This is a genomic window from Pseudomonas sp. AC355, from assembly GCF_979258205.1.
Genome location: NZ_OZ409843.1, coordinates 4218868 through 4244996 on the forward strand (window position 1 = coordinate 4218868; position 26129 = coordinate 4244996).

Consider the following 26129-nt stretch of genomic DNA (forward strand, 5'->3'; position numbering starts at 1 on the left):
TGGGCTGATCATGGCGCTGTGCAAGGTTGGCGTAAAGAAGCGTGGCGTCGCGTAAAGATGGCGTAAAAGTCAGCGGCGCAAGGCTGATGAGCTGGCGAACTCGGCGTATACCTGAGGCATCGTCACTTCAGGGATATCTCGTAACGTGAGCACCACTACCCGTACTTCATCTGTTGCGCTACTGATTGGCGCCGCCGGCATCGTGTATGGCGATATTGGCACTAGCCCGCTGTATGCCCTCAAGGAAATTTTCTCGCCGCATTACGGCGTCGATTTGTCCCAGGCCAGCGTGCTGGGCATTCTGTCGCTGATCTTCTGGTCGCTGACCCTGGTGGTCACGGTCAAGTACGTGATGTTCATCCTGCGCGCCGACAACGGCGGCGAGGGCGGCATCATGGCGCTCACCGCGTTGGCTCAACGCGCAGCCGTCAATCATCCGCGGCTGCGTACGGCGCTGATCATGCTCGGCCTGTTCGGCGCTGCGCTGTTCTACGGCGACAGCATGCTCACCCCTGCCGTATCGGTGGTTTCCGCCGTGGAGGGGGTCGGCCTGGTGGTCGATGGCATCGATCATTGGGTGGTGCCGGTGGCGCTACTGATCCTGGTGCCGCTGTTTCTGTTGCAACGCCATGGTACGGCGCGCATCGGTTATCTGTTCGGCCCGGTGATGGTGATCTGGTTCGTGGTGCTCGGTGCACTGGGCGTGCACGGCATCGTGCAGAGGCCGGAAGTGCTGCTGGCGCTGAACCCGTACTGGGCGCTGCAGTTCTTCATTACCAATCCGCTGCTCGGGTTAACGGTGATGGGCGCCGTGGTGCTGACCATCACCGGGGCTGAAGCGCTGTACGCGGATCTTGGCCACTTTGGCCGCCGGCCTATCGTGCACGCCTGGCTGTTCCTGGCCTTTCCCGGGTTGATGCTCAACTACCTGGGTCAGGGCGCGGTGTTGCTCAGTGACCCGGAGGCTGTGCGCAATCCGTTCTATCTGTTGGCGCCATCCTGGGCGCTGATCCCGTTGATCAGCCTGTCGACACTGGCCACTATCATTGCCTCCCAGGCGGTGATCACCGGTGCCTTCTCGATCACTCGCCAGGCGATTCAGCTCGGCTATGTGCCGCGTATGCAGATCCTGCACACCTCCAGCGCCGAACAGGGGCAGATCTACATTCCGCTGATCAATAGCCTGTTGCTGGTCGGCGTGGTGTTGCTGGTGGTGGGCTTCCAGTCGTCCAGTGGCCTGGCGGAGGCCTATGGCGTGGCCGTGACCGGCACCATGCTGTGCACCACACTGCTGGTGTCGGCGGTGATCCTGCTGCTGTGGCGCTGGCCGAAGGTATTGGCGATCCCACTGTTGGCGGTGTTTCTGCTGGTCGACGTGGTGTTCTTCGCCGCCAACGTGCCGAAAATCATGGGCGGCGGCGCGGTGCCGATGATCGTCGGCATCCTCTTGTTCGGCCTGATGACCACCTGGAAGCGTGGCCGCCAACTGGTGCTCGAACGCCTCGACGAACATGCGCTGGTGCTGCGCGACTTCATCGCCAGCATTGCCCTGCAGCCGCCCCATCGGGTTTCTGGCACTGCGGTGTTCCTGACCAGCCGGGTGGATGTGGTGCCCCACGCGCTGTTGCATAACCTGCTGCACAACCAGGTGCTGCACGAGCGGGTCATGCTGCTCACCGTGCTATACGAGGATCGCCCGCGGGTGCCGTTGGCCGAGCGCTTCGAGCTGGATGCCTATGACCAGGGCTTCTACCGTGTGCGTCTGCGTTTTGGCTTTCTCGAGGTGCCAGACATTCCGCAGGCGCTGGCGCAACTGAGCGAGAAGGGGCTGGATTGCCCACCGATGCAGACTACCTATTTCCTCAGCCGAGAGACGGTGATTCCGTCCGAACGCATCGGCATGGCGATGTGGCGTGAGCGGTTGTTCGCCGTGCTGCAGAAGAACGCCGGCAGCTCCCTGAGCTTCTTCCGTCTGCCGGTGAACCGAGTGATCGAGTTGGGCACGCAGGTGGAGATTTAGACTGTGGAAAGACGAAAGCGGTCATCTGCTGCGTGGTTCGATCTGATCGTTCCTCACGCTCCGCGTGGGAATGCCTGCAGGGACGCTCTGCGTCCGATGTCGAGGCCTGGCGGGCGCAGAGCGCCCTGGATTGGGCTCCCACGCTGGAGCGTGGGAGCCATCATCAATCTCGTGGGAGGGGCCGGGCGGCGATCCGCTTTAGCCGCGAGCTCTTTGCTCTTCAATAGAGCTCGCGGCTAAAGCCCTTCCTACAAAAAGAAAGCTCTGCATCCACCGGCCGCTTCCGCCTTATAGCAGTCACCGAGTCAGGCATCGCAGCGACGCCACACGCTGGCCAGCCAGGGTTGCTGCTCGCGTGGCAGGCCAGTCGGGCGGTAGTAGTGTTCCAGTTCGTCGAAGCCGGCGGCGTTGAGCAACTGGCGCCAGCTTTCCAGGTCATGCCAGGCGCCGTAGCGTTCGCCGCTCCAGCCTTCCTGGTTGTCGCCTCTTGGGTTGGAGCTGAACAGCACGCCGCCCGGCTTCAGGCTGGCACGAAGTTCCCTGAGCACCCGAGGCAGCTCCTGGCTGGGGATATGAAACAGCACGGCGTTGGCGAAGATGCCGTCGAAGCGTTCGGCCGGTAGCTCCAGGGCAAGAAAATCCTGCTGCCAGACCTCACAGCCGCTATCAGCGCGGGCCATGGCGACGAACTCCGGGCAGCCATCGATGCCGACTGGGCGATGGCCGAGGGTAGCGAAGGTGCGCAGGTCACGGCCAGGGCCACAGCCGAAGTCGAGAATGCTCAGGGGCGCGGCCGTGTGGATGTGGCGCAGCAACGCTTCGATGTTCTGGCTGACGTCATGGTCGCGGGTGCCCTCGCGGAAGCCTTCGGCGCTGGCCTGGTAATGAGCCAGGGTGCGGCTGGTGATCTGTTGCAACTGATCGGGGTCGAGGGGCATGACAGCCTCAGCAGAAAAACGTGGATGTCTATTTAACCGCATCATGCAGGCTTTGCGCGGGCGGGCCGCGACGATGCGCGATAACATCGCACCCTGAACAGCATTCGAGGTGGCAGGGTGGATCTACAGCAGGGCTTCGTCCTGACCCGGCACTGGCGCGACACGCCGGCTGGTACCCAGGTGGAATTCTGGCTGTCGACCGACAGCGGCCCGCGTCTCGTCCGCCTGCCGCCGCAAACGTCGGTGGCTTTCATTCCTGTGGAGCAGCGTGCGCGTGCCGAGACCTTGCTGGGCAAGGGGGTGGATATCGAGCTGCGCCCACTGCAACTGCGCGACTTCCACCAGCGGCCGGTGCTGGGTCTGTATTGCCGGCAACAGCGCCCGTTGGTTCAATTCGAGCAGACCCTGCGCCAGAACGGTGTGGATGTCTACGAGGCCGATATTCGCCCGCCCGAGCGTTACCTGATGGAGCGCTTCATTACCGCGCCTGTGCTGTTCGGCGGCACGCCGACGCAGGAGGGTGTGCTGATCGATGCGCAGTTGAAGCCGGCGCCGGACTATCGCCCGCAGCTCAAGCTGGTTTCCCTGGATATCGAAACCACCGAGCGCGGTGAGCTGTACTCCATCGCACTGGAGGGCTGCGGCCAGCGCCAGGTGTATATGCTCGGGCCACCGAATGGTGACGCCGACGTCGACTTCGATCTCGCGTATCTGGATAGTCGCGCCGAGTTGCTGGAGGCCCTCAACGGTTGGCTGGAGCGCCATGATCCGGACGCCATCATCGGCTGGAACGTGGTGCAGTTCGACCTGCGCGTGCTGCACGAGCATGCTCAGCGCCTGCAGGTGCCACTGCGCCTCGGCCGTGGCGGCGAGCTGCTGAGCTGGCGCGAGCATGGCTCCAAGCAGCACTTCTTCGCCAGTGCGCCGGGGCGTCTGATCATCGATGGCATCGAAGCGCTGCGCTCGGCCACCTGGAGCTTCCAGTCCTTCAGCCTGGAAAGCGTCGCCCAGCAGCTGCTCGGCGAGGGCAAGGCGATCGACAACCCCTACCAGCGCATGGACGAAATCAACCGCATGTTCGCCGAGGACAAGCCGGCCCTGGCCCGCTACAACCTCAAGGACTGCGAGCTGGTGACGCGCATCTTCGCCAAGACCGAGCTGCTCACCTTCCTGCTCGAGCGGGCTACGGTCACCGGCTTGCCGGTGGATCGCAGCGGCGGTTCGGTGGCCGCGTTCAGCCACCTGTACATGCCGCTGATGCACCGCCAGGGCTTCGTCGCGCCCAACCAGGGCGAGCGCCCGCCCGAGGCCAGCCCCGGCGGCTTCGTCATGGACTCGCGGCCGGGGCTTTACGAGTCGGTGCTGGTGCTCGATTACAAGAGCCTGTATCCGTCGCTGATCCGCACCTTTCTGATCGACCCGGTGGGGTTGGTCGAAGGCCTGCGCCAACCCGAGGATGAACATTCGGTGCCGGGTTTCCGGGGCGCGCGCTTTTCGCGAACCACCCATTGCTTGCCGGCCATCGTCGAGCGGGTGTGGCAGGGCCGCGAGGCGGCCAAGCGTGCCGGCAACGCGCCGCTGTCCCAGGCGCTGAAGATCATCATGAACGCCTTCTACGGTGTGCTCGGTTCCAGCGGCTGCCGTTTCTTCGATACGCGCCTGGCCTCGTCCATCACCCTGCGCGGCCATGAAGTGATGCGCCGTACGCGCGAGCTGATCGAGGCTGAAGGGCATGCGGTGATCTACGGCGACACCGACTCCACCTTCGTCTGGTTGCGCAGCGCCCATGTCGAGGAAGACGCCGAGCGCATCGGTCGTGGCCTGGTGCAGCGGGTCAACGCCTGGTGGCGCGAGCACCTGCAAACCGAGTTCGGCTTGCAGAGTGCTCTGGAGCTGCAGTTCGAAACCCACTTCAGCCGTTTTCTCATGCCGACCATTCGCGGTATGGAAGAGGGCAGCAAGAAGCGCTACGCCGGGCTGATCCGCCAGGCCGATGGTAGTGAGGAGATGGTCTTCAAGGGGCTGGAAACGGTGCGCAGTGACTGGTCGCCGCTGGCCCGGCAGTTCCAACAGGAGCTGTATCTGCGCATCTTCAAGCGTCAGCCCTATCAGGATTACGTGCGCAGCTATGTGCAGAGCACCCTGGATGGCGAGTTCGATGAGCGACTGGTGTACCGCAAGCGTCTGCGCCGGCGCCTCGACGACTACCAGCGCAACGTGCCACCGCATGTGCGAGCTGCACGCCTGGCCGATGCCTACAACGACGAGCAGGGGCGCCCACGGCAGTACCAGAGCGGCGGCTGGATCAGTTACGTGATGAGCGTGGCCGGGCCGGAGCCCCTCGAACTACGCCGCGCGCCTATCGATTATGGCCACTACCTGACCCGGCAGTTGCAGCCGGTGGCCGATGCCATTCTGCCGTTCGTGGATGACGATTTCACCGCGCTGATCGGTGGCCAGCTGGAGCTGTTCTGAGACGTACGCTCAATCCTCTGACACTTCTTGAAAACATTCTTCTTTCGTCACGTGACCTGCGTTAGAGCCAAGCGTCGTAAGAGCGCGCCGCCGATATAAAGCCGCGCTGGGCTAGGCCGTATATTCGAAAAAGTAATTTATTAGTAATTATTGATTCTTTTTTGTTTTATCCGCCTTGGCTTAGCCTTGCTTCCGCCAATCATTAGCGCCTACGAGTCTGGCCTGAGCCAGCTTACGACCCATGCCCCTGGAGCATCACCCATGAAAAAATCCACCCTGGCCCTGGCTGTCACCGTCGCCACCCTGGCGCAACAGGCTAGCGCTGCCGGCTTTATCGAAGACAGCACCGCCAAGCTCGATCTGCGCAATTTCTATTACGACCTGAATACCAAGAACACCGCTGACAACACTGGCGAAGCGAATGAGTGGGGGCAGGGCTTTATCTTCAATTACCAGTCTGGCTTTACTCAGGGTACCGTTGGCGTTGGCGTCGACGTGATCGGCCTGTATGGCCTGCGTCTGGATTCGGGTGGCAAGAACACCAAAGCTGGTCGTGATCGCACCCCAGGTGCCCTGTTTCCGCTGGAAAGCGACGGCAGCGCAGCCAACGATTACAGCAAGGCTGGCGCCACCGCCAAGTTCCGCCTCTCGAAAACCGAACTGCGCGTAGGCACGCTGCAGCCCAAACTGCCGGTGGTGACCTTCAACGACGGTCGTCTGCTGCCGCAACTGTTCAACGGTGGCCAGGTCATCTCCAACGAGATCGACGGCTTGACCCTGACTGCCGGTCAGCTGGAACACACCAAAACCCGTTCCTCTACCGATGACGTAGGTTTGCGCATTGGTGGCGCGGCTCGCCCGACAGGTACCCCCGTTGGTACCCCGATTGCCGACACCAACAAGTTCTACTTCGCCGGTGGTGACTACAAGATCACCAAGGATCTGACCGCCCAGTACTACTACGGTAACCTGGAAGACTTCTACAAGCAGCACTTCCTCGGCCTGGTACATAACCTGGCTCTGCCGGCCGGTAACCTGAAAACCGATCTGCGTTATTTCAACAGTGGCTCCGATGGCAAGAACGGCAACCTGGCCGGTCGTAACGAAGGCTACCGCAGCAGCGGCTACTGGGCAGCAGGCGACACCAAGAACGGTGAAGTCGACAACCAGACCTGGAGCGCCCTGTTCACCTACAGCCTGAGCGGCCATGCCCTGAGTGCGGGTTACCAGCAGGTTTCCGGCGACAGCGCCTTCCCGTTCCTCAACCAGGGTGACGGCTCCAGCTCCTACCTGATCACCGACCGTCAGATCGGCAAGTTCGCCAGTGCTGGCGAGCGCACCTGGCTGGCCGAGTACGGCTATGACTTCGGTACCGTTGGCGTGCCGGGCCTGAAAGCTGTCGTCACTTACCTGAAGGGTGACAACATCGATGCAGCCGACGGCGACCGCAAAGAGTGGGAGCGCGACTTCCGTCTGGATTACGCCGTTCAGCAGGGTTCGCTCAAAGGTTTGGGTTTCTCCTGGCGTAATGCGTCGCTGCGCGGCAACAACGCCACCGACGCCGATGAAAACCGCCTGATCGTCAGCTATAGCCTGCCACTGCTTTAATACTTTTCGGGTGGGGCGAAGCGCCGCTTCCCTCACCCTTTTTATTCGAGCCTGCCTGCATCCATCTCTGGTTGCAGGTGCTCAGCGCGACGGCGGTTCGCCGCCTGTATCGCGATACTCCATTCCTCGTGGTGGAATCTTGCCGGGCATGTGCCCGGTTTTTTTTGCCTGCGTTTTATCTCGCTCCATCGCTGGAACTCTCTGCTGTTGCTGTGCCATGAATTGATTTGCAAAGACCGCCTTGTCCGATCACCGGAACCCATGCGTGCTCGGGCGTTCTTTACTGAACATTCGTGACGGAGCAACGCACCATGGCACTCAGTGAAAAACACAAAATGCTCATCGGTGAGCTCTATCTGGCCAGCGATCCCGAACTGCAGGCCGAAAGCGCCGCGACTATTGCCTGGCTGGCGCGCTACAACGGCAACCTTGGCCTGTCACCTGCCGAGCGTACCCAGGTGCTGGGCGAACGCCTGGCGAGTATCGGCAGGGGCGTGGTGGTGCGTTCGCCGTTTCACTGCGATTACGGTTTCAATCTCACGCTGGGCGATGAGGTGTTCATCAACTTCAACTGCGTGATCCTCGACGTGGTGGCCGTGAGCATCGGCGACAAGACCCAGATCGGCCCCGGCGTGCAGATACTCACCGCGGATCATCCGCGTGCTCCCGCCGAGCGCGAGTCCGGTCTGGAGTTCGGCCGGCCTGTGAGCATTGGTCGCAACGTCTGGATTGGCGCTGGGGCGCTGATCCTTCCGGGAGTGACCGTCGGCGACGACGCACTGATCGGCGCTGGCAGTGTGGTGACTCGCGATGTACCTGCCGGAGCGAAGGTCGTGGGTAATCCGGCGCGGGTTCTCGAATAAGGCCATCTCGCTGGACGGGCCCGCCCTTGACGGGGTGTCGGCACGATCTTTATCGATATAGTCAATTTGGTTATAAATAAATCATTATTTATTCTTTTTAATATTCTGTGTTCCTGAGCATAGTGAGCGCCACGCAACGACTCACTTGAGGAGCACACAGCATGAGCATCCGCCTTGGCGACATCGCCCCTGACTTCGAACAGGACTCCAGCGAAGGCCGTATCCGCTTCCACGAGTGGCTGGGTAGCCAGTGGGGCATCTTGTTTTCCCACCCGGCGGACTTCACGCCGGTGTGCACCACCGAGCTGGGCTTCACCGCCAAGCTGAAAGACGAATTCGCCAAGCGCAACCTCAAGGCCATCGCCCTGTCCGTGGACCCGGTGGACTCCCACGTGAAGTGGATCGACGACATCAACGAGACCCAGAACACCGCGGTCAACTTCCCGATCCTGGCCGATGCCGACCGCAAGGTTTCCGAGCTCTACGACCTCATTCACCCGAATGCCAACGACACCCTGACCGTGCGTTCGCTGTTCGTCATCGACCCGAACAAGAAGGTTCGCCTGACCATCACCTACCCGGCGAGCACTGGGCGCAACTTCAACGAAATCCTCCGTGTGGTCGACTCGCTGCAACTCACCGACAGCCACAAGGTGGCCACTCCAGCCAACTGGCAGGATGGTGACGATGTGGTGATCGTGCCGTCGCTGAAAGACGAAGACGAAATCAAGCAGCGCTTCCCCAAAGGCTATCGCGCCGTGAAGCCCTACCTGCGTCTCACCCCACAGCCGAATAAATAAGGACGTCCCATGTTGGTGGTTTTGCTGGGCGGCAGCCCAAGCCAGAAGTCGCGCTCCAACGTGCTGCTCGACAAGGCGCGACAGTGGCTGCAGTCCCATGGCGTTGAGGTAGTGAGTTACCAGGTGCGCGACTTCGAGGCCGAGGATCTGCTCTTCGCTCGTTTCGACAGCCCGCGGATTCAGGGTTTGCAGGCCCACGTGGCCGCTGCTGATGGACTGATCGTGGCGACGCCGGTGTACAAGGCCTCGTTTTCCGGGGCATTGAAAACCCTGCTCGACGTGCTGCCCGAGCGCGCGCTGCATCACAAGGTGGTGCTGCCAATCGCCACGGGCGGTAGCAGCGCTCACATGCTGGCAGTGGATTACGCCCTGAAGCCGGTGCTGTCGGCGCTAAAAGCGCAGGAAGTGCTGCACGGTGTTTTCGCCGATGACAGCCAGATTGCCTACACCGACACCGGTGGCGATCTGGTGCCAATTTTGGAACAGCGTCTGGATGACGCCTTGCAACACCTGATTCAGGCACTCAACCGCCGGCCACAACCCATAGAGCCGGGCCTGTTGAACGAGCGTCTGATCAGTGGGCGCTGGAGCGCCTGAACCAAGGATTCACACACATTTCCATGGGTGAACGTTCACCCATCAACCACCTTACTAGCCCGACAACGAGGCGGCAGGTGGCCAAACACTCAATGCAGAGGAGAGCGTCATGCGCACTATCACTTTGCGTCGGAGTCTGGTCGCCTTGTTTGCTGCGGCCATTTCCTTCGGCGCCATTACCCAAGCTCAAGCCGAGACACTGCGTATCGGCTATCAGAAATACGGCACCCTGGTGCTGCTCAAGGCCAAGGGGACGCTGGAGAAGCGTCTGGCCGACAAGGGCGTGGACGTCAAATGGACAGAGTTCCCCGGCGGCCCACAATTGCTCGAAGGGCTCAACGTAGGCTCCGTCGATTTCGGCGTGACCGGTGAAACGCCGCCCGTCTTCGCCCAGGCGGCCGGTGCCGATCTGCTCTACGTCGCTTACGAGCCGCCAGCGCCGCACAGCGAAGCGATTCTGGTACCCAAGGATTCACCGCTCAAGTCGGTGGCCGAACTGAAGGGCAAGAAGGTCGCGCTGAACAAGGGCTCCAACGTGCATTACCTGCTGGTGCGTGCCCTGGAAGACGCGGGCCTGAAGTACAGCGATATCCAGCCCGTTTACCTGCCGCCGGCCGATGCCCGCGCTGCGTTCGAACGCGGCAGCGTCGACGCCTGGGTCATCTGGGATCCCTTCCAGGCAGCCGCCGAACAGCAGCTGCAAGCCCGCACCCTGCGTGACGGTGAAGGCCTGGTCGACAACCACCAGTTCTACCTCGCCACCAAGCCTTACGCCGAGAAGAACCCGGAAATCCTCCAGGTGCTGATCGAAGAAGTCCGCGCCGTGGGCGAAGACTCCAAGGCCGATCCGGAAAAGGTTACCGATCAGGTCGCGCCGCTGCTCGGCTTGCCACGCGACATCACCTCCATCGCCGTGAAACGTCAGGGCTACGGCGCTGCAGCGTTGACCCCGGAAGTGGTCGCGGCGCAGCAGAAGATCGCCGACACCTTCACCGAGCTGAAGCTGATCCCCAAGAAATTGAGCATCAAGGACGTGATCTGGACTCGGCCAGATGGACCTCCAGCGCCTCTCACGGCCGCTCAGAAAGCCCAGCAATAAGGCATTCAGCTGCGTGGTCACTGGCCACGCAGCGACCCAATCCCAAGGAGACCACTCCATGAGTCTGAACATTTTCTGGTTTCTGCCGACCCACGGTGACGGCCATTATCTCGGTACCTCGCAAGGGGCCCGTGCCGTTGACCACGGTTATCTGCAGCAAATCGCCCAGGCTGCCGACCGCCTCGGTTTCGGCGGCGTACTGATTCCCACCGGCCGTTCCTGCGAGGATTCCTGGCTGGTCGCCGCGTCGCTGATCCCGGTGACCCAGCGCCTGAAATTCCTCGTTGCCCTGCGTCCGGGCATCATTTCTCCGACCGTGGCCGCGCGCCAGGCCGCGACGCTGGATCGTCTGTCCGGCGGCCGCGCGCTGTTCAACCTGGTCACCGGCGGTGATCCGGACGAACTGGCAGGCGATGGTCTGAACCTGTCCCACGCCGAACGTTACGAAGCGTCCGTCGAGTTCACCCGCATCTGGCGCCGTGTGCTGGAAGGCGAAGTGGTCGATTACGACGGCAAACATATCCAGGTAAAGGGCGCCAAGCTGCTTTACCCGCCGGTTCAGCAACCGCGTCCGCCGCTGTACTTCGGTGGCTCGTCCGAAGCTGCGCAGGATCTCGCCGCCGAGCAGGTCGAGCTGTACCTGACCTGGGGTGAGCCACCGTCCGCGGTGGCCGAGAAGATCGCTGCGGTGCGTGAGAAGGCCGCGGCCCAGGGCCGCGAAGTGCGCTTCGGCATTCGCCTGCACGTGATCGTCCGGGAAACCAACGAAGAGGCCTGGAAGGCCGCTGACAAGCTGATCGCCCATGTCGACGATGACACCATCGCCCGCGCCCAGGCTTCCCTGGCGCGCTTCGACTCGGTCGGTCAACAACGCATGGCCGCTCTGCACGGCGGCAGCAAAGACAACCTGGAAGTGTCGCCCAACCTCTGGGCCGGCGTCGGCCTGGTGCGCGGTGGTGCCGGTACGGCGCTGGTCGGCGATGGCCCGACGGTCGCCGAGCGGGTCAAGGAGTACGCCGCACTGGGCATCGATACCTTCATCTTCTCCGGTTATCCACACCTCGAAGAATCCTATCGGGTCGCCGAGCTGCTGTTCCCACACCTGGATGTGAACCGCCCTGCGCTACCTGAAGGCGCGAACTATGTCAGCCCGTTCGGTGAAATGGTCGCCAACGACATCCTGCCCAAGGCGGCGTCGGCCAGTTGAAACACTGTCGGGCCTGGATGCCCGGCTATTTCGTGATGATTGTTGAGGTATGAAATGAGCAACACGTCTTTCCATAACCTGGCCTTGCGCCTGGCGCCCTGGGCCCTACCCGTGGCGCTGCTGGTCGCCTGGCAAGGCTCAGTGGCCCTGGGGCTGCTGTCCACGCGCATTCTGCCGGCGCCCAGCGCGGTGTTCGAGGCGGGCTGGCAGCTGCTTTCCAGTGGCGAGATCTGGACTCACCTGGCGATCAGCGGCTGGCGTGCAGGGGTTGGTTTCGCCATTGGCGGCGGCATCGGCCTGGCGCTGGGTTTCATCACCGGCCTGTCGAAATGGGGCGAGCGCCTGATCGATAGCTCGGTACAGATGATCCGTAACGTGCCGCACCTGGCGCTGATCCCGCTGGTGATCCTGTGGTTCGGCATCGATGAGAGCGCGAAGATTTTTCTGGTCGCCCTTGGCACGCTGTTCCCGATTTACCTGAACACCTACCACGGCATCCGCAACGTCGACCCGGCGCTGGTGGAAATGGCACGCAGCTATGGTTTGTCCGGTTTCGCACTGTTCCGTCAGGTGATCCTGCCCGGCGCGCTGCCGTCGATTCTGGTCGGCGTGCGTTTCGCCCTCGGCCTGATGTGGCTGACCCTGATCGTTGCCGAAACTATTTCCGCCAGCAGCGGCATTGGTTATCTGGCGATGAACGCCCGTGAATTCCTGCAGACCGACGTGGTGGTGCTGGCGATCCTGCTGTACGCCGTGCTCGGTAAGCTGGCCGACCTGGCGGCCCGTGGGCTGGAACGTGCCTGGCTGCGCTGGCATCCGGCCTATCAAACCAAGGCAGGTGCCAAATGACCGCTTTGCATAGCCTCAATCGAGGCACGCCGCTGACCATTCGCGGTATTCAGAAGTCCTTTGGCGAGCGCCAGGTACTCAAAGACATCGATCTGCGCATTCCTTCGGGCCAGTTCGTTGCTGTGGTCGGGCGTAGTGGTTGCGGCAAGAGCACCCTGCTGCGTCTGCTAGCCGGCCTCGACCAGCCTACTGGCGGTGAGCTGCTGGCCGGTAACGGCACATTGGCGGCGACTCGTGACGACACCCGCCTGATGTTTCAGGAGGCGCGTCTGCTGCCCTGGAAGCGCGTGATCGACAACGTCGGCCTCGGCCTTAGCGGTGACTGGCGGCCCAAGGCCCAGCAGGTGCTGGAAGCGGTTGGTCTGGGCGAGCGCGCCAACGAGTGGCCGGCGGCACTGTCCGGTGGCCAGAAGCAGCGCGTGGCCCTGGCCCGCGCTCTGATTCATGAACCGCGCCTGTTGCTGCTCGATGAGCCGCTGGGCGCACTGGATGCCCTGACCCGTATCGAAATGCAGCAATTGATCGAGGGCCTCTGGCAGAAGCACGGTTTTACCGTACTGCTGGTTACCCACGACGTCAGCGAAGCCGTCGCGACCGCTGACCGGGTCATTCTGATCGAAGACGGCCAGGTTGGTCTGGATCTGGACGTGAACCTGCCACGCCCCCGCAACAAGGGCTCGGCACGCCTCGCTTCGCTGGAGGCCGAAGTACTCAACCGCGTTCTGCAACTGCCCGAGCTGCCACCGCAGCCCGATCCCGTTTCACCGCTCCCGACGCAACTGCGCTGGGCGCTCTAACCCCGACTTCATGCCCCATTCGGGGCTACTTGCTACCCTAGGAGACTCACCATGACCATTAAAGCCATCAACGTCCGCAACCAGTTCAAAGGCACCATCAAGGAAATCGTCGAAGGCGACGTACTCTCGGAAATCGACGTGCAAACCGCCTCCGGTATCGTCACGTCAGTGATTACCACCCGTTCCGTGCGTGAGCTGGAACTGCGCGTAGGCAGCGAAGTGATCGCGTTCGTTAAGTCCACGGAGGTTTCCATCGCCAAGCTCTGATCGCTTCGCGTGGGAAAACGGCCGGCCTTGCGCCGGCCTTTTCATGGGGGCTACGTAATGCCGAGCGGCTGCTTCGTGGCGGGAGCGGACATAGAGCGCTGCTGCTTTTGTGGGAGCGGCTTTAGCCGCGAGCTCTTTGTTTGCCTTGATAAAAAGCTCGTGGCTAAAGCCCCTCCTACAAGTTACGCGAACGTTCGCTTCCACCACCTTGCGGTCGAACATGATGCGTCTGCAGGTGACACGTGACAGATTTGAGCAGGTGCCTAGCGCTCTTCGCGCAGCCTGGCCATTTGCCGCTCGAGCAGTGCCGGATACGGATCGAGCAGGCGCTCGACGCAGCTGGCACCCTCAGGGCTGGCGATGGCGCGGATGCGGGCGCGCTGGCGCAGCGTGGCATCTTCACCGACGCGGCGTTCGACCAGCAGCAGGTTGCGGCTGTGCTGAGACAGGGCCAGGGCATCCTGTGCGGTTTCGCTGAGCAGCAGGTCGCCTTGACTGAGGCCCTGCAGGTCTTCGCCGAGGGTCAGGCCGAGTTGCAGGTGCAAGGTGATGCCACTGTCGGCAACCTCGATCTGCAAGGCATGGCCCAGTGCGCGCAGCAGTTCACCGCAGCAGATGGCGTGGGTCAGGTAGTCGTCCCCGCTGTCCTGATGATGGAACAGCATCAGGCTGCTGCCATCGTTGAGGGTGTACAGCTGCGCCTTGTACAGCGTCGCGGCTTTGTCCAGGCAGTTGCGATAGCTTTCCAGCAGCTCCATCAGGCGCGTGCGCGGCAAGCGCCGCAGTTGTTCCTGGGCGCCTAGCTGGACGGCCAGTACGGCACTTTTCTGTGGCGCAGCAGGTGCCGCCGGGGCGAGATGAGCAGGGGTTTCGTCGCTGTCATAGAGATCGGCGAAGGGGTCATCGTCGATGTTATCGCTACGTCGGCGACTCGGCGGATCGTAGTCGTCGACGTCGAAGCGGGTATCACGCAGATCGCGGACTTCGAACTCGGGCTCGTCGTCGTGATCGGCATCCGCGTCATGCTTGAACTGCTCGTCCAGATCATCGAGGTCGTCGAATTCCGGTTCTGGCTCCGGTTGCGGTTCTGGTTTTTCAGGCGCCAGGCGAGCTTGCAGCTGGCGCGCCAGGTCGCCGATCTCGTCCTGGCGATTGGCGCCCGGAGCGTAGTCATCAGGGTCACGCAGCCAGACGCGCATCTGCATCAGTGGCGTGGAGATTTGCCGCCCGAGGCGCAGGCTCAACGACAACGTCAGCGCCAGCAGGATCAGGCTGAGAATGCCCATGCTCTGCAGGCTGATGGTCATCGGCTGCTCGAACTGCTGCATGTCCAGGCTGATGCGCAGCTGCCCGGCCATCACCTCCTGAAAGGTGATGGGTGTTGAGTACAAACCCTCGGTTTCGCCGAGCATGCTCTTGCTTGGGCGTGTGCCGGCCTCCGCGAGAATGCGGTTGTCGACGCTGTAGATGGCCGCATGGGCCACCAACGGATTCTTCACCAGGTTGTTGAGCAGCACGTTGAGGCTGAGGATGTCGTTGGACACCAGCAGCTCGGTCGCCGAGGCCGCCGTCTGCGTGATCAGGCTGCTGCCCAGTGCTTCGGCCTGCTGCTGCATGGCCTGCTTGAACTGCATGCCGATCACCCAGGCATAGATCACCAGCGCCATGGCCACCAGCAGCAAGCTGTGACTGACGATGCGCAATGCCAGCGGCACGCGACGTTGGCGCAGTGCACGGAAAAGCAGAAGGAAGAAGTTGTCGGGTTTTACGGGGGCGGGCCGGTTCACAGAGCTCGGCTCTCGTTGACTGGAGTGGCGCGCAGTATAACGAGCGACCCGCACAGGGCAAAGCGCCGAGCGTGTTCGGGACGCATTGAAAGTGGTTAGAATGTGTCGTTTTTCACCGGCCCTGCTGCACATCGCCGTTCGGCAGGCCGTTCATAGTCCTGCGAGCCCCGGAGTACGCCTTGCGCGAAATCGTCCTGATCAACATTACCGGCGAAGATCGCCCCGGCCTCACGGCTGCCATTACCGGTGTATTGGCCCAAGGTGGCGTGAATATCCTCGACATTGGCCAGGCGGTTATCCACGACACCCTGTCGTTCGGCATCCTGGTAGAGATTCCCGACACCGAGCGCGCGTCCTCGGTGCTCAAGGACATCCTCTTCACGGCCTACAAGCTCGACCAGCAGGTGCGTTTCACGCCGGTCTCGGAAGACGATTACCAGAACTGGGTCGCCGGTCAGGGCAAGGCACGTCACAGCGTGACGCTGCTGACCCGCAAGGTCACGGCCGAGCAGTTGCAGCGCGTCAGCGCGATCACTGCCAGGTACGGGCTGAATATCGACCATATCGACCGACTGTCCGGGCGCATGCCGCTGGACATGCCGGTCGAGCAGGGCAAGGGCTGTATCGAGTTCTCGGTACGCGGCGAGCCCAGCGACTCGGCCGCTCTGCGCGCCGAATTCCTCAGCGTTGCGCAGGAGTTGAACGTCGATATCGCCTTCCAGGCCGATTCACTGTTTCGCCGCAACCGCCGCCTGGCTGTGTTCGACATGGACTCCACCTTGATCGAGGCGGAAGTGATCGACGAGTTGGCCAAGGCCGCCGGCGTTGGTGAGCAGGTATCGGAAATCACCGAGCGGGCCATGCGTGGAGAGCTGGATTTCCGCGCCAGCTTCAAGGAGCGCCTGGCGTTGCTGAAGGGGCTTGATGTTGGCGTGCTGGACGAAATCGGCGCGTCGCTGCGTCTGACCGAAGGCGCCGAGAACCTGTTCGCCGAGCTCAAGCGCCTGGGTTACAAAACCGCCATTCTGTCCGGCGGCTTCACCTATTTCGCCAAGCAGTTGCAGGCCAAGCTGGGTATCGACTACGTGTTTGCCAACGAGCTGGAAGTGATCGACGGCAAGGTCACGGGTGTCGCCATCGAGCCTATCGTCGATGCGCAGCGCAAAGCCGACTTGCTCCGCGAGCTGGCGCACAAGGAAGGCTTGCGTCTGGAGCAGACCATCGCAGTCGGCGATGGCGCCAACGACCTGCCGATGCTGGCTATCGCTGGGCTGGGGGTGGCATTTCGTGCCAAGCCGCTGGTCAAGCAGTCGGCCAAGCAGGCGATTTCCACCCTGGGCCTGGATGGCCTGCTTTACCTGTTAGGTTTCCGCGACCGCGACGGTCAGCAGTAGGCGAGATGCAGCTGCAACGGGGTGGCCAAACCGCCCCGTTGGCTCAATCGTCTGACGAGAAGTTGTAGTTCATCGACTGGCTCGGGCCCTGCAGGTAGTACCCCTGAATATAGTTCGTGCCGGCCTGCCACAGGGTCGCCAATATGCTCGCCGACTCCACGAATGGCACGATGGTCAGCTTGGCCTGGCTGTGCAGGCTCGCCAGCATGACTTTCAAGGCTTCCTGGTTGGCCGGGTCGGTCAGATCCTTGGAGAAGGAGCCGTCGACCTTGACGAAGTCGACGGGCAGATGCCTGAGCGTGTTGAATGGGTTCAGCGCACAGCCGAATTGGCTCAGGGCGATATGGCAGTGCAGATCCTTGAGGCCCTGAGCCAGCGCTTTTACCTGTTTCAGGTAGGCGATGGCGTCGGGTTCGCTGAACTGGAACACCAGTGCATCGGAAGGCAGGCGCGCGGCTTTCAGAGCAACGCTGAGCCAGGGCAGCAGTGTCTGATCCTGCAGGCTGGCACTGGATAGATGGACGAATAGCCGTGTCGCGTGACCTTTGGAGCGGTGATCGGCGAGCAGTTTGATCGAGCTGAGAATCACCCAGCGATCGATCTTCTCACCCATTCCAGCTTCCCTGGCCACAGCGAGGAATTCCCCAGGCGGAACTTCCTGCCCCGACGGGCTTAGCAGACGCAGCAGCACTTCATAGTGTTCGTGTTCATCACCACGCAGGCTGATGACCGGCTGGAACAACAGGCGGAAGCTGTTTTTCTCCAGCGCCTGCTGCACCATGGCCACGACGCTGCCGCGGCTGGCTGCGGCTGCCAGCTCCTCGGCAGGGTCGAACAGCTTGAGAGTGCCGGGCTCGTCGAGTTCATCGGCGCAGCGCTGGGCGCGGTCGATGACTTCGCCGGCCTTGGGCGTCGTTTCGTTGAGGCCAGCGACGCCGATCGACAGGGTGGTCTGCGCAGTTCGCCCGTTGATGTCGAACAGATGCGCTTCGGTTTTTTTCAGCAGGCCTTCGAGTTGTGGGCGTTGCTGCTGCGGTGACATGCCTGTCTGCAGAACGGCAAATACATCATCACCGAAGCGCGCCAGGTGTGCATCCTGCGGAAAGTACGCGCGCAGCAGGTTGGCCAAGTCGGTCAGCAGTAGGTCGATGGCGCCGAGGCCCATTTCAGCAAGCAGCGCGGCATAGCGGTCGACGCGGATGTAGGCCAGGCTCGCCGGTTGCTCGTCATTGACGGCGCGGTGCGCTGCGGCATCCATCAATTCGATGAAGTGAGCGCGGTTATACAGGCCGGTAACCAGATCCTGGCTGCTGATTTCTCGCAGTTTCTCTTCCAGCTCGGCATTGCCAGTTTCGGCGCGAATCACCATCTGGATGCAGGGTTCGCCATCGTACGCCGCTGGAGACAGGGTGATACGTGCCGAGAAGGTGCTCTCGTCGGTGCGTACGCCTGCACAGGCCAGTTCGTTGTTGTCCTGGTGCTGGTGATTCTTCAGGAAGTCCTTGAAGGCACCCTGGTCGGCGCTGCCGATCAGGTCGATCATCGGCAGGCCTTCCAGTTCTTCGGCGTCGTCGAAGCCGAACAGTTCGAGGTAGGCGCGGTTGGCATAGATATGCATGCCGTCGTGCACATAGGCGATGGCATCGACCGAGCTGTCGAGCAGCAGTTGGCAGCGCTTCTCCGCTTCGCGCAGGGCGACCTCTGCGGCGCGGCGCGCGCGACGTTCTTCGAGGTTTACCAGTTCGCGGCGAGCGACCAGTACCAGGCGCTCATCTTCGCCCTGGGGCAGTGCATCCTGGGCGCCGAGCATAAGTGCTTCGGTGACGTTGTCGGGCTCGTTGTCGGCCAGCAGCAAAATGACTGGAATGTCCTTGCCCGCACGACGAATGGAAGCGAGCGCTTCATGCGGTTCCAGGCATTCACTGAGCGGCGCGCAGATCAGCAGATCCCAGTTGCTCTTGAGGGCCTCAAGCAGGTCTTCGCTGGAGCTCAGGCGGTGCACGCGGGTGGCATTGCCAGCATTGCGGAACAGGCTGACGAGACGCTCGGCCTCATTCTGCGAGTCTTCGAGAATCAGCAGGCGGATGGTTTTCTTTTCGATGGCCATTAGCGAGGTCGAATCTGCGATAAAACAGCAGAAGAAGGCGGTAAATAAAGGGTTTCCGGCAATCTACAGCGACTTCCAGAGTGAGTCAAAGTCTTCCTCCCCGGCCGGCCGGTGGGTTCCGGAGGCTGTGACAGAGGTCGCGTGATCCGCACTTTTTTGCTCGAGATCGTGGTATTCGAACTGGCTGAAACTGCCGGTGCTTGTCTGCTTCTGGCTCAGCACTGCGCGGCGTTCCTGGCCGTTGATATTGATCAGTACTTTGCTGCCTTCCTGGAAGGGCAGGCGCGGCGTGATCAGCGTTGCCGGACGGGAAATGGCGGAGATTTCAGGCAATAGCAGGGCGCGCAGGTACTGGCTGTTCTGCTCGGCCTTGCGAACCAATTGCAGGCCGCAGGGCTGCGCATGCGGGGCAACCAGCTCGATGCCCATCTGCGTGCCGCCGCCACGCACCTGACGAATCCAGCGCACCACCGCGACGCTCCAGCTCTGCTGGGGGTTGTCGCGGATGCCCAGCAGTTCACCGGCCTGCAACTGGTTGGGAACCTCTTTGGGCCAGGAGAGGCAGTAACCGCCCGGGCTATGGTTGACGATCGACAAGGCGTAGTTGGGATAGTTTTCGCCTGCGCCCGACTCCGCCTGTTCCTGCTCGCCGGCGGGCTTGGGGTATTCGATTTCTTCGAACGGTAAGCCGTTTTCCCAATCGTTGCTTCGCTGGGCGTCGTGTGCGCCGGCCCAGATATCGGGTTCACCGCTGAGCGGTTTGAACGACGCGATGGTGTCTCTCTGCTGCTTGAGTATCTCGCTGAACACCCGGCCATTGGCCAGGTAGTAGTTCAGTGCGCTCATGCCAATGCACAAGGTCATGCTGCCCGTGCCCTGGGTGCGCTGGAAGGTGCGTTCGGAAATGTCACCCCAGGCAGCAGCGGCGTGTTGCAGCATGTCGGTGGTGAAACCATCCGGTACGTGCAAGCGGGACTGGGCCCGCTCCTCGGGCAGCAGTTGCAGATGATCCTTGATGGTGTCGACCAGTGGCGTCGGGTCGATACCCAGCGCGCCCAGTAGTTCGCTCGGTTGGAACAGCGAGGTATAGCGCGGCGGCCCATCCAGTTGCGGCGCCACCGCGAAGATGCTCGAAGGGTGACCACCTGCTCGCAGATTAACCAGTGTACTCCAGGGCTCCAGCGCCTCGGCCAGGCGGGCGATGGCGCTTTGGCGCATCTGGTTGCAGCGCGAACAGCCAATCAGCAGGGCGACGATGTAGCCTTGCTCGGCACTTAACCCCTGGGTGTGTCGGGCCAGAGGATCGCGGATCACCACTTTGTGAAGATCTTGTTGGCGAGCGATCAGGTAGATCTGGTGCAGCTCCAGCCACAATCCCTCAGGTACCGGGCAATACAGCTGGCTGGTACGAATCAGTGGTCCGTTGAGGCTGTGGACAGCGCGCTGCAGTGCAGTGCCGAGCAGTTGGTTGCGTTCGCGGCTCGGCTGCGAAACCAACTGCGAAATAATCAGTTTGTAACCGATCGCCAAATGGTTCTGCAGGGCCTGGCACAGATTGGCCACTTTGCGCGGGCGTTCGTCGAGGACGATAGCCTGGTTGAGGAAGTGGCGCTCCAAGTGCTGACAGACGAAATACACCTCGGGGCGCAAGAGCTCCAGCAACTGCAGGCGGTTATCCGAGGGCGTCAGCAGCTGATTGAGCTCAATCAGCGCTTGATACAACTGACGTGCGGTTTCGCCAATGTTGGCCTTGGGCAGGCCGGCAATCCAGCGTTTTAGGTCGCGTGGCGTGGCATCGCAGAAAGTCAGGCCCTGCTTGGTCGGCGTCGGGACGCGGAGCAAAAGGTGGGGGCTCTGTTTATCCATCTAACTTCTGTACTCCAGCGCCAGCTTGCGAGCGAATCGTTCGGTCATCGTGAGGCGACTCTAGCAGCATCTGGCCATCGTCGCAGCCTTTGCGCCACTGATGGCAAAGGCTGCAGGCCGCGTTGCAGATTCACTGGCCGAGCAATTGGCCCATGCGTACCGGGCTATTTGCACCCAGTTCCTCGGCCCATTTCACTTGCTCTGGGCCAAACAGCACGATGGCGGTGGAGCCGAGCTTGAAGCGGCCCAGCTCCGCGCCTTTCTCGAGACTGATCGGTGCCCGGGCGGCCTCGTCGTAGCGCACGGTCTTCAGTTCCCGCTTGGGCGGCGTGATCAGGCCGGCCCAGACGGTTTCGATGGAGGCGACGATCATCGCGCCAACCAGTACCACGGCCATGGGGCCGCGCTCGGTATCGAACAGGCAGACCACGCGCTCGTTGCGGGCGAACAGTTCGGGAACGTTTTCGGCGGTGGTCTGGTTCACCGAGAACAGACGGCCAGGCACGTAGATCATTTCCTTGAGGGTGCCGGCCAGCGGCATGTGGACGCGGTGGTAGTCCTTGGGAGACAGATACACGGTGGCGAAGTCGCCGCCCATGAAGGGCGCGGCGCGCTCTCTGTCACCGCCCAGCAGCTCGGTCACGCTGTAGCTGTGGCCCTTGGCCTGGAATACGCGGCCATGCTCGATGCGGCCAAGCTGGCTGATGGCACCGTCAGCGGGGCAGAGTACCGCGCCGGGCAGGTTGTCCAGCGGGCGCGCACCCTCTTTCAGGGCGCGGGTGAAGAATGCGTTGAAGTGCTCGAATGCGGTCGGATCCTCGACCTGCGCCTCGCTCATGTCGACCTGATACTGCTTGGCGAACCAGGTGATCAGGCGATTCTTGAACCAGGGGGCCCGGCATTCGGCTGCGCAGCCGATCAGGCGCGACAGCAGGTGATGCGGAGTCAGGTACTGGCTGAGGATAAACAGGCGTTCTTTCATCTTTATTCCTTGGCAGCCCGGCATCTCTTGCCGGGCGAATTACAAGTGGACAGTCAAGTCGCACTCACTGTTCGACAGGTGTATCGGAAAGATTGCCCCATTCGCTCCACGAGCCGGCATAGGCCTTGACCCGCGGATAGCCCAGAGCCTTGGCGACCACGTAGGTGAAGCCGGAGCGGCGATGGCTCTGGCAGTGGGTGATGATTTCCTTGTCGGCGCTCAGGCCCAGCTGGTTCAACTGCTGGCCGATATCCTCACGGATGCGCAGGCCGCAGGCGGGATCCATGCCGGCCGTCCACTCGAAGTGGATGGCGCCGGGGATATGACCACCTCTGGCTGCCTGTACCTTCTCGCCGCGGTACTCCTCCAGCGAACGGGCATCCCAGATGGCCAGGTCGTCGGCGCCCAGGCGCGACTTCAGGTAATCGAGGCTGGCCGTTGGCTCGTCACTCAGCGACAGCTGCACCGGTGTGTTTTTCGGCTCGGGGATATTCTGATCAAGCGGACGCTGCTCAGCCTTCCAGGCGGTCAGGCCGCCGTTGAGGAAGTGATAGCGCGGGTGGCCGATGACATCCAGCAGCCAGATGAAGCGCCCGGCCCAACCACCGCCTTCATCGTCGTACACCACATAGGTGGCATCTGGGTGATGGCCAAGCTCGCTGAACAACTGCTCCAGCGCTGCCTGCCCAGGCTGCAGGCCGGGGGCTGGCGGTTTACCCAGTTGAGTACGTTTGGGGTCGACGAAGTGGGCGCCGGGAATATGTCCAGCCTGGTAACGGGCGCTGCTGCTCAGGTCGACCAGAATCAGGCTCGGCTCTTCCAGTCGCGTCGCGAGATCCGCAGGTTCGATGACCAGCGGCAGTTCGTCGAAGGCAGTCATGCAGGCCTCTGTTGATGAAAATAAGAGTGCGATTGTAGCGCAGGCAAGTCAGCGAGAAACCCGTCACTCAGCGGTTACGTTTGCTGAACGTGTCCAGGGCGCGCTCGATGCATTGCGCGGTCTTGGCGAAGGCTTGCAGAACGGTATCGCTGATCGGTTTGCCGTGCAGGTCGGCGAACAGAATCATCACCACCCGATCATTGCTGGCTAATGAGCGGATCAGCAGGTGTTCACTGGGTATTAGAGCTTTCAGGTTGCCAGGGAGCAGGGCAGAGAACTGGGCAATATTGGCGGGTGTCAGGCGCAGTTGCGCCGGCGCCTGGAGCAGGCGACGCAGCACCTGGCTTTGCCCCGGGTCGAGCGTCAGACCGCTGGCGCTGGCATCGACTCCTGCATGTTGCTGCACCTGCAGGCGGCTATGGCTGCGGTCGGCGAGCAGCAGGATTTGGCGCGATAGACCGGTCGCTTGCAGCGCCCCATGGGCGCAACGGGTGAGCTGTTCCACGTTGCTGAACGCCGTTGGCTGGGTTAGCAGTTGGGTACACAGCTGGCGCCAGTCGCCGGTTTGCGGTGTGGGCGCTGGCTTGGGGGGCTGGAAGTGCCGCGCATGCCAAGGCCACAGCAACGCTTCGGCGGGGTGCCAAAGACCAGTGGTGTCTACCTGCCGTGCGCTGTGCACTGCATTCTGGTGAATGTGCTGATGCAGCTCCGCAAGTGGCATCTGCAAGTACAGGCTATTGAGCGTTTGCCAGCGCCGGGTGTGTCTGCCGCTCCAGGCGTTGTGCGCCGAGACGGCCAATACGTTGGCCAGCAAGATGCTGTTGGCCGGTTGCATGAGCCAGCGTTGTAGGGGCGGATCGCTGTCCAGCTGCTGCTGTTGGCGTAGGGGGTCATCGTGCAGGCGCGCCAGGCGTAGCGCCTTGGCCAGTAGGCGCCGGTCGCTGATCAGCAACTGATAGCCCTGAATGATCCAGGCAGGCAGACGCCAGTGCTCAGCCAGTGCCAGGCACAATTCAAACAGGGAAATACCCAGCAGGTCGCGTTCGACCCGTGCAGGTCGCTCGCCTTTGATCAGCACGCGTTGCTCCCAGGCTTCGAACAGCTGGGGATGAGCCGCCAGCAATGCCCACACCGGCGAGAGAAACAACAAGCTGCCCCAGTGGATTTCCTGCCACAGGCGGGCGAGGCGTGCGGCGAACAGACCATTGGCCTGCTGCGCGGCGTGCTGGCTGATCAGCTGGATCTGGCGAAGCGGCTGAGGAATGTCTGTGAGCGCCTTGGCCGGTATGCGCATCAGCAGTTCTTCGGCGCGCTTGAGGCCGATGCGATTGAGCGCTGTTTCCAGGCTTTCCGCCGCTTCACCCATGCTGCTGCTCTTGCGGTTGGTTTCACGCAATACGCTGAGTACCAATGCCGGGCTGTCCTGCATCAGGTCGGCGATCTCGCGTAGCGAGCGGCGGCTGTCGCTCAGTGCGCGGCGTACCTGCTGGTGATGCTGAGTCGGGATAGGCAGTACTTGGCCATCCAACTGCTTGAGCCAGGCATCGAGGGTGCGGGGTAACGGCGTGCTTGCGACCATGGGGATATGCCAAAATGGCTTTTTTTAGACTTAACTGACTATAGTCTCGCCCATCTCTTCCGATAAGTAGAAGGGGTGTTTCGCGCGACCTCCCTTTCTTTTCACTTTTTTAAGTTTTCTTTATGGCCAAAATCATCGGCATCATCGTTGTCTTCGCCTGCGTCTTCGGCGGTTTCGTCGCGTCTGGCGGCAAGCTCATGGCGCTGGTGCACCCTTTCGAGGTGCTGATCATCGGCGGGGCCGCGCTAGGGGCGTTCCTGCAGGCCAATCCGGGCAGTATGTTCATGATCGTCCTCAAGAAATCATTGAAGATGTTCAAGTCCAGGTTCACTCACGACTACTACCTGGAAGTACTGCGCCTGCTTTACGAAATTCTCAACAAGGCGCGCCGCGAAGGGATGATGGCCATCGAGGCCGATCTCGAGGATCCCGCTGCCAGTCCGATCTTCAGCAAGTACCCGGCGGTGCTGGGCGATGAACGCATGGTCGCCTTCATCTGCGATTACCTGCGCATCATGTCCTCGGGCAACATGGCGCCTCACGAGCTTGAAGGCCTGTTCGACATGGAACTGGTTGGCCTCAAGGAGGAACTCGATCATCCCGCCCACGCCGTGGCGAAGATCGCCGATGGTATGCCGGCCATGGGTATCGTGGCCGCGGTACTGGGTATCGTGATCACCATGTCGATTCTTGCCGAGGCGGATAACGCGCAGATCGGCGAGAAGGTCGGCACGGCGCTGGTTGGTACCTTTCTCGGGATTCTCGCTTCCTATGGCTTTTTCGGCCCACTGGCGGCCGCGCTCGAGCACGATGCCAAGGAAGAACTGAACGTCTACGAGGCCATCAAGGCTGGCCTGGTCGCCTCTGCTTCCGGGATGCCGCCGTCGCTGGCGGTGGAGTTCTCGCGCAAGACCCTCTACCCGGCGCACCGCCCAAGCTTCAGCGAGCTTGAACAGGCAATGCGCGGGAACTAAGCACCATGGAAAACAACCAGCCGATTATCGTCAAGCGGGTCAAGAAGGTCGCCGGGGGCCACCATGGTGGTGCCTGGAAGATCGCCTTCGCCGACTTCGCCACGGCGATGATGGCCTTCTTCATGGTGATGTGGCTTATGTCCTCGGCCACGCCCGAGCAGAAAAAGCTGATTTCCGGCTACTTCAAGGATCCCATCGGCTTCTCCGAAAGTGCCAGCCCCTATGTGATCGACCTCGGCGGCTCACCGACTCCTTCGCCGGATCGCACCCTCAACGAACAGCCCCAGGAGTCGCCGGGGGACGAAGCGGACACTGACCCCAAGGATCCTGCCGAGCTGGACGCCGAGCAGGCCGAGGCCAAGGCCGAAGAGGTGGAGCGCGAGCGTCTGGAGTTGCTGCTGCAGGAACTGCAGAACAAGGTCGAGCAGGATCCGCAGTTGCAGCGCTTCAAGGATCAGATTCTGTTCGAAATCACCCAGGACGGTTTGCGCATTCAGATCGTCGATGCCGAGAATCGGCCGATGTTCGCCCTGGGCAGGGCCCAGTTACAGCCCTATTTCGAGGACATCCTGTTCGCACTGACCGACACCATCAAGGCCGTGCCGAACAAGATCAGCGTCAGTGGCCATACCGATGCCAAGCCTTTCGCCGGCGCTGGCGGCTTCGGCAACTGGGAGCTGTCGGCCAACCGCGCCAACGCCGCGCGTCGGGTGTTGACCGCTGCGGGATACGACGATGCCCAGGTGGCGCGAGTGGTCGGTTATGCGTCTTCGGCACTGTTCGACCGTGACGACCCCTTGAACCCGGTCAACCGCCGCATCGATATCGTGGTGCTGACCAAAAAGGCACAACGCAATATCGAAGGGGAGCAGGGCGGCGAACTGGCGCCCGATCAGGCTCCCGACGCTCCTGCGGGCGGTAGTGGTGGCGCGCCAGCGGCCGAACCGTTATCTAACGAGCAGATGCGCGAGCGGCTGAATATCTTCGAGGACGGTACGTTGCAGATGGATCAGCCGAGCGAGTAATGAGGTCACGCGCTC

General features: G+C 61.9%; 21 protein-coding genes. 14 read left to right on the forward strand and 7 right to left on the reverse strand.

Going from position 1 to position 26129, the window contains the following annotated elements:
- The first annotated feature begins 145 nt into the window (after positions 1-145).
- Complete coding sequence (locus tag ACZ0AI_RS19695) at positions 146-2020, forward strand: potassium transporter Kup (RefSeq protein WP_463563325.1); 1875 nt, start codon at positions 146-148, stop codon at positions 2018-2020.
- A gap of 305 nt (positions 2021-2325) precedes the next feature.
- Here the strand turns inward: ACZ0AI_RS19695 and ACZ0AI_RS19700 are convergent, their stop codons facing one another.
- A complete protein-coding gene (locus ACZ0AI_RS19700) occupies positions 2326-2958 on the reverse strand; it encodes a class I SAM-dependent methyltransferase (protein ID WP_463563326.1) in 633 nt (210 codons plus the stop codon).
- A gap of 117 nt (positions 2959-3075) precedes the next feature.
- Here ACZ0AI_RS19700 and ACZ0AI_RS19705 point away from each other — a divergent pair, with 117 nt between their 5' ends.
- The 10 genes from ACZ0AI_RS19705 (at position 3076) to ACZ0AI_RS19750 (ending at position 13520) form a co-directional block, all read left to right on the forward strand.
- Entirely contained in the window at positions 3076-5433 is a 2358-nt protein-coding gene (locus ACZ0AI_RS19705; RefSeq protein WP_463563327.1) for a DNA polymerase II, read from the forward strand.
- A 261-nt stretch (positions 5434-5694) separates the two neighbouring features.
- Positions 5695-7041: an OprD family porin gene (locus ACZ0AI_RS19710; RefSeq protein WP_463563328.1), complete on the forward strand. Its 1347-nt coding sequence runs from the start codon at positions 5695-5697 to the stop codon at positions 7039-7041.
- A gap of 311 nt (positions 7042-7352) precedes the next feature.
- The gene (locus ACZ0AI_RS19715; protein WP_463563329.1) at positions 7353-7904 is read left to right on the forward strand and encodes a sugar O-acetyltransferase; all 552 of its coding nucleotides are present in this window, start codon (positions 7353-7355) and stop codon (positions 7902-7904) included.
- Between the two features lie 161 nt (positions 7905-8065).
- Positions 8066-8704, forward strand: coding sequence for a peroxiredoxin (locus tag ACZ0AI_RS19720; RefSeq protein ID WP_131178117.1), 639 nt, complete (start codon positions 8066-8068; stop codon positions 8702-8704).
- A 9-nt stretch (positions 8705-8713) separates the two neighbouring features.
- On the forward strand, positions 8714-9301 hold the full coding sequence (gene ssuE / locus ACZ0AI_RS19725; protein WP_225835995.1) for an NADPH-dependent FMN reductase: 588 nt from the start codon (positions 8714-8716) through the stop codon (positions 9299-9301).
- A gap of 109 nt (positions 9302-9410) precedes the next feature.
- The gene (locus ACZ0AI_RS19730; RefSeq protein WP_463563330.1) at positions 9411-10400 is read left to right on the forward strand and encodes a sulfonate ABC transporter substrate-binding protein; all 990 of its coding nucleotides are present in this window, start codon (positions 9411-9413) and stop codon (positions 10398-10400) included.
- Between the two features lie 58 nt (positions 10401-10458).
- Positions 10459-11607, forward strand: a complete 1149-nt coding sequence (ssuD, locus tag ACZ0AI_RS19735) for an FMNH2-dependent alkanesulfonate monooxygenase (RefSeq protein WP_042554443.1) — start codon at positions 10459-10461, stop codon at positions 11605-11607.
- 54 nt (positions 11608-11661) lie between these two features.
- Complete coding sequence (ssuC, locus tag ACZ0AI_RS19740) at positions 11662-12456, forward strand: aliphatic sulfonate ABC transporter permease SsuC (protein ID WP_225835989.1); 795 nt, start codon at positions 11662-11664, stop codon at positions 12454-12456.
- Entirely contained in the window at positions 12453-13253 is an 801-nt protein-coding gene (gene ssuB, locus ACZ0AI_RS19745; protein ID WP_463563331.1) for an aliphatic sulfonates ABC transporter ATP-binding protein, read from the forward strand. Before ssuC ends, ssuB begins: the two co-directional genes overlap by 4 nt.
- Positions 13254-13304: 51 nt before the next feature.
- On the forward strand, positions 13305-13520 hold the full coding sequence (locus tag ACZ0AI_RS19750) for a TOBE domain-containing protein (RefSeq protein WP_463563332.1): 216 nt from the start codon (positions 13305-13307) through the stop codon (positions 13518-13520).
- Positions 13521-13783: 263 nt separating this feature from the next.
- Here ACZ0AI_RS19750 and ACZ0AI_RS19755 read toward each other — a convergent pair whose 3' ends face one another.
- On the reverse strand, positions 13784-15307 hold the full coding sequence (locus ACZ0AI_RS19755) for an AhpA/YtjB family protein (protein WP_463563333.1): 1524 nt from the start codon (positions 15305-15307) through the stop codon (positions 13784-13786).
- Between the two features lie 179 nt (positions 15308-15486).
- On the opposite strand from ACZ0AI_RS19755, the gene serB reads away from it, so the two are divergent.
- A complete protein-coding gene (gene serB, locus ACZ0AI_RS19760) occupies positions 15487-16701 on the forward strand; it encodes a phosphoserine phosphatase SerB (protein ID WP_463563334.1) in 1215 nt (404 codons plus the stop codon).
- Positions 16702-16744: 43 nt separating this feature from the next.
- On the opposite strand, the gene ACZ0AI_RS19765 is transcribed toward serB, so the two are convergent.
- From ACZ0AI_RS19765 to ACZ0AI_RS19785, 5 genes are all read right to left on the reverse strand, one after another.
- Positions 16745-18808 (reverse strand): EAL domain-containing protein, encoded by a 2064-nt coding sequence (locus tag ACZ0AI_RS19765; RefSeq protein WP_463563335.1) that lies wholly within the window; start codon positions 18806-18808, stop codon positions 16745-16747.
- A 63-nt stretch (positions 18809-18871) separates the two neighbouring features.
- Positions 18872-20674: a molecular chaperone gene (locus ACZ0AI_RS19770; protein ID WP_463563336.1), complete on the reverse strand. Its 1803-nt coding sequence runs from the start codon at positions 20672-20674 to the stop codon at positions 18872-18874.
- Between the two features lie 130 nt (positions 20675-20804).
- A complete protein-coding gene (gene asd / locus ACZ0AI_RS19775; protein ID WP_463565978.1) occupies positions 20805-21662 on the reverse strand; it encodes an archaetidylserine decarboxylase in 858 nt (285 codons plus the stop codon).
- Positions 21663-21720: 58 nt separating this feature from the next.
- On the reverse strand, positions 21721-22536 hold the full coding sequence (locus ACZ0AI_RS19780) for a rhodanese-like domain-containing protein (protein WP_463563337.1): 816 nt from the start codon (positions 22534-22536) through the stop codon (positions 21721-21723).
- Positions 22537-22603: 67 nt separating this feature from the next.
- Positions 22604-24115: an HDOD domain-containing protein gene (locus tag ACZ0AI_RS19785; protein WP_463563338.1), complete on the reverse strand. Its 1512-nt coding sequence runs from the start codon at positions 24113-24115 to the stop codon at positions 22604-22606.
- A gap of 122 nt (positions 24116-24237) precedes the next feature.
- On the opposite strand from ACZ0AI_RS19785, the gene motA reads away from it, so the two are divergent.
- Together motA and motB are read left to right on the forward strand one after the other, a co-directional pair.
- A complete protein-coding gene (motA, locus tag ACZ0AI_RS19790) occupies positions 24238-25089 on the forward strand; it encodes a flagellar motor stator protein MotA (RefSeq protein ID WP_463563339.1) in 852 nt (283 codons plus the stop codon).
- Between the two features lie 5 nt (positions 25090-25094).
- Entirely contained in the window at positions 25095-26114 is a 1020-nt protein-coding gene (motB, locus tag ACZ0AI_RS19795) for a flagellar motor protein MotB (protein WP_463563340.1), read from the forward strand.
- The last annotated feature ends 15 nt before the right edge of the window (positions 26115-26129 follow it).